The following is a 7865-nucleotide window of genomic DNA, read 5'->3' on the forward strand; positions in this document are numbered from 1 at the left end:
AAGGGGCAGAGCTACCGATCATTTATGCGGGTACGGATACGCTACCAACCCTGCCCCCACTTTCAGGTTTCACGGTAGATACCGTGATGGCAATGGCTCAACGTTAATAAGCCGCCGTCTAACCCTACGGGTTTCCCTCAGTCTGCTGACAGACGAATGGAAACTAATGTCTAACTTTTAGTGAGTGTTAACCTAAGCGCTAAAGTATTTTGCAACTGGATGATAAACAATCAGCGCCGTTGTCGATTGCTCTGGGTGAAGTTGTTCGCTCTCATCCATTGTCATGCCAATCCGGTCTGTTCCAAGTAATTCCAACTGCTTAAACTGATCGCTAACGACTGGGCAAGCCGGATACCCAAAGCTATAGCGCGATCCTTGATAGCGCTGCGCCAGCATATCGCGAAGATTATCTGGCTCTTGCTCACCAAAGCCCAACTCACGACGAATCCGCGCGTGAGACCATTCGGCAAGGGCTTCTGCCATCTGTACTGCCATGCCGTGGAAGTAGAGATACTCTGTGTAGTTGTTCGCTTTGAATAGCTCTTGAGCGACTTCGGTCGCGACATGTCCCATTGTCACGGCTTGCATGGGAAAGACATCAAATTGGTTTTGCTCAATTGGGCGGAAGAAGTCGGCAATGCACAACCGACGCATCGATTTTTGACGGGGGAAGCTCCACGTTACAACCGGAGTAGCGGTTTGGGGTGACAACCCTTTTTCAACTACAACCGGATCGTAAACGTGAACGGAGTTCCCTTCGGCAACGCAAGGAAAGTAGCCGTAAATTAACTGCGGATGCAATAAGTTTTCGGTTTTGATCCGGTTTTTCCAGCGCTCCAGTACGGGATAGACCTTTTCAGCAAGGAAGGCGTTGTAGTCTTCGCGAGATTGCTCTTTTGGCTTGCGGAACTGCCACTGTCCGGCGATGAGGGCTTGCAAATCGAGATGCCAGAAGAGTTCGTCTAGCGACAGGTCTTCGGGATTGAGAATCTGGGTTCCCCAGAAGGGCGGCGTGGGACGATCGATAGCTGGATCAACAACTTCAGAACGGCGAGTGTCGATAACGTCCGGTTCAGAAGATTTTTCTGCTTGGGGTGCATCACCGTTTAATTCGCGTTCAGCATCTGCGATCGCGTTCCGTCCTTTCTGGTTATACTTCGCGTAATCCTCTAGAAATCCTTCTTGATCTTGCCATTTGCCGTCTGATTTGGCAGGCATCAAGCGATCCATAAATGTCAGATCCGCAAACGCATCTTTGCCGTAGATCACCTGACCTTTGTAAGCGTTTTGGCAATCTTCGTAAACAAATTTGGGGGTGAGGGCTGCTCCTCCCAAAATTACTGGAACCGAAATTCCGCGATCGTTAAATGCCTGCAAATTGTCTTTCATAAACGCTGTAGACTTTACCAACAATCCACTCATGGCAATGCAATCGGGATGATGTTGGTTATAAGCATCAACAATGGCATCAATAGGTTGTTTGATTCCTAAATTGATCACTTTGTATCCATTATTAGTCAAGATAATGTCAACCAAATTCTTACCAATATCGTGAACATCACCTTTAACAGTAGCGATCAAAAATTTACCCTTGCCGCGATCGCTTCCTTCTGTCTTCTCCATCAACGGTTCGAGAAATGCTACCGCAGACTTCATCGTTTCTGCTGACTGCAACACAAACGGCAATTGCATTTGACCCGAACCGAAAAGCTCACCAACCACTTTCATACCATCGAGTAAGAACGTATTGATGATGGTTAGCGGCGGATACTGTTCCAATGCAATCTTCAACGCATCGTCTAGACCAATCCGTTCACCATCAATAATGTGTTGTTTGAGGCGTTCTTCAATCGGCAAATCGGCTAGAGAGCTTCCTGCTCGTGCGTCTTTGGTACTAACGCCCTCAAATAGTGTTGTCAGTTCTGTGAGCGGATCATAAACGCAAATGTCTCCGTCAAATTCGCGGCGATCGTAGATCAGATCTGTACATACTTTCTGGTGGTGGGGATCGATTTTTGAGAGCGGCAAGATCTTCGCGGCAGATACGATCGCGCCATCCATTCCCACCAACGTTGCTTCGTTCAGAAACATCGAGTTTAGCGTGATGCGGGCGGCAGGACTCAGACCAAAGGAAACATTGGAGACGCCCAGCATAAAATGCACTCCGGGCAAGCTTTCACGAATCATCTTGATCGACTCGATCGTTGCCTTAGCGTTCTCGCGATCTTCCTCAATTCCGGTAGAAATGGGTAGTGCTAAAGTGTCGAAAAAGAGTTCGTGGGGAGGAATGCCGTATTCTAGGGCAGCGCGATAGGCGCGTTGGGCAATCTGAAACTTTCGCTCGGCGGTTCTTGCCATGCCTTCTTCATCGATCGTGCCGACGACGATGCCTGTACCATATTCTCTGGCAAGCTCTAGCACTTTAAAGAATCGCTCGTCGCCGTCTTCGTAGTTCGTCGAGTTGAGGATGCACTTGCCGCCTGCCACTTTCAGCCCTGCTTCCATTTTTGTCCACTCGGTCGAGTCGAGCATTAACGGCAGCGTGATATTGGTGACAAGCCGCGACACAAGCTCTTTCATGTCGTGTTCGCCATTGCGCCCAACATAATCAACGTTGACATCGAGAACATGCGCGCCTTCTTTGACTTGAGACTTTGCGATCGCAATCAGCCCATCCCAATCATCCAGATTCAGAAGCTCTCTCACTTTCTTGGAGCCACTAGCGTTGAGCCGTTCACCCACAATCAGGAACGAATTATCTTGCTCATACGGTTGTGCGGTGTAAATCGAGGCGGCAGAGGGCGTATAGCCTAGCGGTGGACGAACGTTTGCCCGATCGGCAGCCGCAACCCTTGCCCGAATCGGACGATCTTTTGGCGTCATCGTGGTGGCAAGCTCTGCCAACGCCTGAATATGAGATGGGCGAGTGCCACAACAGCCGCCGACCACCTGTACGCCCCAATCTTCGACAAACTTGTGCAGCGCCATCTGAAGCTCGATCGCCGTGAGCTTGTAATGGGCGTGACCACCGATGTTTTCTGGCAACCCCGCGTTGGGAATGCACGATACTACAAATGGTGCGTTTTCGGTCAAATATTTAATGTGTTCTGCCATGCGATCGGGACCTGTCGCACAGTTCAAACCCAAAATATCAATCGGATACGGCTCTAAAATCGCCAATACGCCGCTAATATCGGTTCCAACCAGCATTGTGCCTTGCACTTCCATCGTCACCGATACCATCAGTGGGCGACGCTCGCCTTTCTTCTCAAATACTGCTTCAACAGCATTCAGCGCGGCTTTAATTTGCAAAACGTCTTGACAGGTTTCGATGATAAACAGATCAACGCCGCCATCAAACAAGCCTTCTGCCTGAACGGTGAATGCGGCTTTCAGGTCGTCGTAGCCGATGTGTCCGAGGGTGGGCAGTTTGGTTCCAGGCCCGATCGAACCTGCTGCAAATCGCGGTTTATCGGGCGTCGAAAACTCTGCTGTGCATTGCTTTGCCAGTTCGGCAGCACGTTTGCTCAGGTCATACGCCATGGCTTGTAAGCCATATTCTGCCAGCACGAGCGGACTGCTGCCAAACGTATCAGTTTCGATCACATCTGCCCCTGCGGCTAGAAAGTCACGGTGAACCTTTGCGATCGCATCTGGTTTGGTATGCACTAAATATTCGTTACAGCCTTCATACTCTGCGCCGCCAAAGTCATCTGCCGTCAGGTTTTGCGACTGAATGTTGGTTCCCATTGCGCCATCAAACACAATGACCGGACGATCGGGATGATGAAGACGTTGTAAGAAGGAACTGTTCATAGGGCGTTTGGCGATAGGGATGGTACGGATCGTCTAATAAACGTTAGATTAATTTTTATTGTGCTGAATCCGCGAAACTACGAAAAGCAGCTACTGTGACAATTTACGGTAGCTACATACAACTTTTGCACATCTCAATTCTTTTTGCAGGTGATCTCTTCCGAACCCGGTTACTCGTGGACGGGATCGAAAAAGAAATTGAGATGGTTTCATCAGAAGCGTTAACGTTTGAAACTAGGCGAAACCCCTATAGCGATAGGCAAATTTTTGTCGAATCAGTGGTATAAAAAGAAACTATCTGTCAATCGATAAATAATTCCATCGCCGAAAGAGCGCAAGAGCTAGAATCGAGCAATAACATCAAGAGTCTAGATGCACTCCATATCGCTTGTGCTGAAGCGCTTGATGTGAACTACTTGATGACGTGCGACGATCGCTTAATTAAGAAGTACTCTGGTCGTTTCACAAGATGCTCAACCCGCAAATCGTCATCATTCTTAATGGCTAAAGGATAGCGAATCGACTCGGTGCTGATAATGTCTGCCGAGGTGGATTTGAGTTAAAGTTCGAGCCGAGGGTAGCGAATCCAATTCGTTTCATCCCGACCCGCGATCGTAGCATCGATCCCATCGTAGTCGAGTGGTCTAGGTGCAAGTTGGAAGGAATACCCTGCTGCCGTTGCGATTACCCTTCAGGAACTGCGTAGCAACCGCATAAAGAAAAGCCTAGCTAAATTGCTCTTTCTGCGAATTAACATCTATGCAGTAACTCCCTCCGAACATCTCCTTTCAACTGCATGGCACTCGATATCGATCGCAGCGAAAACTGACGGTACTCTACTACAGATTCGACCCTCCAAAAATCTCGGTTTTGGAATTGGGGTAAATTTGGGGTGGTGACGAGTGCGCTAGAATCCTTGCAAGGAAACAAGTGAGCACACCTTGCCAAGGTGAATGTCGCGCGTCCGAATCGCGTTACCCGCTTTCTAAAGCTTTTGAAGCGTCTTAGCTCGACTGCATTCAGTTTGCTTCACCACATTACCCGATTCAGCATCTGGCGCTCATGCTTGAAATCACGCGCTTGCAGGAGTTCTCGCCGCGTACGAGACCCAATCACCCTGTGAACACTAAATTCTGAAGCACTGTTGGTCAATCCAAACAGAAATCCTCACCTCCAGAAAATCTTGGAAGTGAGGATACTAGCGTTTAACTGCTGAATCTAACTAGCGATATATTCCCGAACATTGGCTTTCCGACGTCGCAAATGGTCTAGCGCTTGCCGCTCAAGCTGGCGCACCCGCTCACGGCTGAGATTCAAGCGATCGCCAACTTTGGCTAGAGATAGCTCATGACCGTCATTCAAGCCGTAGCGAAGTGCCAAAACCTCGCGCTGTTGCGGAGTAAGCTCTTCCATCAGATTCTTGAGGTCTTGACGGAGGAAGTCTTGAGTCAGGTAAACATCGGGAGAAGGCCCATCATCTTCGAGCAATTCTTGTAGCTCAGTGTCTTGGTTATCGCCAACGCGCATATCTAGCGAGACAGGCTGGCGAGACATGATCAAGAACTCGCGAATCTGTTCTGGCTCAAGGTCAAGCTCTTTGGCAATCTCAGCCGCCGATGGGCTACGTCCTAGCTGCTGAGATAGCTCGCGCTGGACTTTCTTGATCTTGTTCAGTTTCTCGGTGATGTGAATGGGCAGCCGGATCGTCCGGGCTTGCTGTGCGATCGCACGGGTAATCGCCTGACGAATCCACCAATAAGCGTAGGTCGAAAACTTATAGCCACGGGTGGGGTCAAACTTCTCAACGCCACGTTCTAAACCGAGCGAGCCTTCCTGGATCAAATCCAAGAACTCTAAGTTGCGCTTTTGGTATTTCTTTGCGATCGACACAACCAGCCGCAGGTTCGCTTCAATCATCTTTTGCTTGGCGCGACGACCACGCTGAAGAATGCCGTTCAACTCTGACTCGCTCAGGCGAACATGCTCAGCAAACTCTTGCTGACTCGGCTCATGATCAAGCGTTTTAGACAGCAAGTCTTTCTTGTCTTGCAGCGTCATCATTTGCTGCACCTGCTTACCGTAAAGAATCTCTTGTTCGTGGGTCAGCATAGGTACACGCCCAATTTCGTGCAAGTAAGTTCGCACCATATCGGCTGAAAAGGTAGGCTTGGAGGCTTTAGATTTGGTGTTGGCAGTAGCCATGATGTGCTGTGAACTCCGTGAAAACAAACTAAAAACTGTTGCGGGGGCGAACGGTGGAAAAACGATATAAACGCTTGGCTTGCTTGCCTTGTAGCTCACCCTCAAGGTATAAAAAAAGCGGTGGATTAGCATCTCTCGGTGTAAGGAGATAAATGCTACGAACACTAAGGAACTAAGGTAAAACAAAGAAGAGCGGTTAATTCACTGGCTGAGGGTAGAGGGTAAATACATTGTGAGAGCAATCACCTGTAGCGGGAGTGGAGCGGCTGCTATCTCGAAATCAGTTCGACTTCAGGTTATGTTTTAATAATATAGCAGCATTCTAAAAAAGTAAAGGGTTTCAGGCGTGATTTTGAGAGTTATTCTCGCAAAACGATGGCTATAAACAGACCAGCATATGCAAGATGGGAGACACCACAAGCGAGCCGTCACAGGGAATACGCTCTTTCTAAATGATGAAGCTTCTAATAGGGTTTGAATAGAGCGTTTTGAGGGGGATAACCGAACCTTTGAAAGATGATTTTGGATAGAGATCTGAATGAACCTTTTGGGAGCAGCCTAAACGTTATAGCTTTGTCTATGTAGGGATCGTGGCTGCTGATTAGGACACAATTTATGAAGGTTGAAGATTCAACTAATGTAGGAGTTGGTAATGGTTATTGACATAAAACTATTGTATGAATCTCATGTGTCATTCTGATGACAACTAAATAACAGAGCAATGAAATTGTGTAAATTGAACTGTTGACAACTTAGCTTAACTCTGAGGGAGCAAAGTCTCTCTTTTATAGCTGAGAATAGATCTTGGGAAGTAAAGAAATTCTGTTATTTGATGGGATAGAAGAGAATGCCTGAGATAGACGTTGGCAACAAATTTGGTATCAGAGGTAACGTGTGGCTAGTGTGTTTGCGGAGAGTGTTTGCAGAGAAATTCTTGAGATGTCACTGAAATTCTTGAGATGTCACTGCTTACGTTGAACGAACACCTTCCTAAAGCACGTTTTCGGGGCTAGTTTCTTGTTATACGGATGCCAAAATCCTTCACCTGATCGCTGTGCTAGGGTCAGGTCACTGTTTATTTACTCATGCCAATTTCAAATTTCAATATTGTATGGAAGGGCAGGGTGGTTTTCATGGCAGGAAAACCTAGGAACCTGATTGAGCCGTAAGGGTTGCGACCTTGAGCAAGCATCAACCAAAAAATCAGGGCTATTCCTATCTTGTGCCACCCTGCCTAGCCCCCCAATTGTGTGGAGAATTAGGGGACTTAGAACGCTCTCCAGACCCCTCTCTCTAGAGGAGAAGAGCAACCGGACTCTTGCTCCCGGAAGAAGGCTGGAGCGAGGATAAATTTTGCTGATCTTAGATTTAATTGGGTCTGACTACTTAGTTGTGCCGATTGGCAAAGAAATTTCAAACACAGTACCTTTGCCAACCTCTGTGATGACACTAATCGTGCCACCATGCTGATCTTCAACAATCTGACGGGCGATCGATAGCCCTAGCCCTGTTCCTTTGCCAACGGATTTAGTTGTGAATAGAGGGTCAAACAGGCGCGCCTGAACTGCGTCTGGAATGCCGCCCCCATTGTCACCAATGCGAACGATCGCAGTATTGTTGACAACTTCTGTTTGGATCTGAATTTGTGGGGCTAGAGGGGCGCTGTCTGCGATCGCGTCTATCGCGTTGGCGAGAATGTTCATAAATACCTGATTGAGTGGACCGGGATAACACTCAACGGCAGGTAATTGCCCGTAGGTTTTTAAAGTAACGTGAGTTCGACGGATTAAAAGATGGCAGGAGGGAGAGCAGGCAAGCCTTTTGGCTGCAAGTCGAGCGAGGGTAAC

At 48.2% G+C, this 7865-nt stretch carries 4 protein-coding genes; 1 reads left to right on the forward strand and 3 read right to left on the reverse strand.

All coding sequences use genetic code 11. The features are described 5' to 3' along the window. Positions 1-192 precede the first annotated feature (192 nt). The gene (gene metH, locus GS601_RS16495; RefSeq protein ID WP_202925146.1) at positions 193-3816 is read right to left on the reverse strand and encodes a methionine synthase; all 3624 of its coding nucleotides are present in this window, start codon (positions 3814-3816) and stop codon (positions 193-195) included. Positions 3817-4136: 320 nt separating this feature from the next. Between metH and GS601_RS23975 the strand changes: the two genes are divergently transcribed. Further along, on the forward strand, positions 4137-4331 hold the full coding sequence (locus GS601_RS23975; protein ID WP_420800312.1) for a PIN domain-containing protein: 195 nt from the start codon (positions 4137-4139) through the stop codon (positions 4329-4331). Positions 4332-5034: 703 nt separating this feature from the next. Here GS601_RS23975 and GS601_RS16505 read toward each other — a convergent pair. Together GS601_RS16505 and GS601_RS16510 are read right to left on the reverse strand one after the other, a co-directional pair. Next, positions 5035-6018 (reverse strand): RNA polymerase sigma factor, RpoD/SigA family, encoded by a 984-nt coding sequence (locus GS601_RS16505; RefSeq protein ID WP_162424377.1) that lies wholly within the window; start codon positions 6016-6018, stop codon positions 5035-5037. Between the two features lie 1382 nt (positions 6019-7400). After that, positions 7401-7865, reverse strand: a 465-nt coding sequence (locus tag GS601_RS16510; protein ID WP_162424378.1) for a sensor histidine kinase, incomplete at its 5' end; no start/stop codon positions are given.

The sequence above is a fragment of the Myxacorys almedinensis A genome (genome assembly GCF_010091945.1).
Taxonomy (GTDB): Bacteria; Cyanobacteriota; Cyanobacteriia; order Leptolyngbyales; family Leptolyngbyaceae; genus Myxacorys; species Myxacorys almedinensis.

Bases quoted from the DNA above. Each gene is read 5' to 3' on its own strand.
- metH (WP_202925146.1), bottom strand. From the start codon at position 3,816: ATGAACAGTTCCTTCTTACAACGTCTTCATCATCCCGATCGTCCGGTC.
- GS601_RS16505 (WP_162424377.1), bottom strand. From the start codon at position 6,018: ATGGCTACTGCCAACACCAAATCTAAAGCCTCCAAGCCTACCTTTTCA.